Annotated in this window: 2 protein-coding genes; both read right to left on the reverse strand. The window is 34.6% G+C overall.

The genetic code is table 11. The annotated features are described in order from the left end of the window. Positions 1-764 (reverse strand): ShlB/FhaC/HecB family hemolysin secretion/activation protein (locus tag BHE89_RS18865; RefSeq protein WP_286146322.1); only part of this gene is annotated, 764 nt, incomplete at its 3' end. 5 nt (positions 765-769) lie between these two features. After that, the coding region (locus BHE89_RS23530; RefSeq protein WP_458694243.1) for a ShlB/FhaC/HecB family hemolysin secretion/activation protein at positions 770-871 on the reverse strand (102 nt) is incomplete at its 5' end.

The following is an 871-nucleotide window of genomic DNA, read 5'->3' on the forward strand; positions in this document are numbered from 1 at the left end:
ATGTCCCGCAACTTGATCATCAATGGTAGCAACAAAATGAGGGATATTTTGTTCTGAAAATTCAAGTAATCTTTTTTTCCACATCGTGACTGAAGGATAGTATTTTGTACAAACCAACCTTCATTAGCACTCAGTGTTCTTTCACCATCAAATCCACGAATAGTCCAACGATTACCTATTGCAAACTGATCAATGGGTGTTAATGCATCGTGTGTCATTTGTTTACGATAATGTAGTTGATATTTAAATTGCTGCTGAGCAATAGAGATAGGAATATCTAATTCAGCACGCCATGTTAGAATATCCGCTTTATCTGTTGCATAGTAATTATCACGATATTGTTCTTCATAGGCTGCAACTGAACCAAACCAACGTGTTCCTTTTTGGTAATTAATGCTGCCTTCCAAAGTTCCAAAACTAAAATATTGGCGATGTGAAAGATTCATTAGCCAATGGCTAACACGTCGGCGTTGGATTTCAATTTCAGTATTATCAACATAATTTCGTAAAACTTTAGCTTGAATACCATAACGTAATGTCGTTTTACTGCTTTGATTACGAAAAAGGATATATGACACACCTGCATTAATACTGTCACTTTCTCCTGAATAAAGAATATCTTTGATATGACCTGCAACTGTTTGGGAATAATCATATTTAGAGGCGTTAATATCAAATAGCCAATAACCAAAAGGGACTGAATAATGCGCCATCATATTTTGATTATTTTTATTACCCGCAAAGTCTAAATGACACACCTGCATTAATACTAGTCACTTTCTCCTGAATAAAGAATATCTTTGATATGACCTGCAACTGTTTGGGAATAATCATATTTAGAGGCGTTAATATCAAATAGCCAATAACCAAA

It is taken from the genome of Shigella sp. FC1967 (genome assembly GCF_001743005.1).
Classification (GTDB): domain Bacteria; phylum Pseudomonadota; class Gammaproteobacteria; order Enterobacterales; family Enterobacteriaceae; genus Proteus.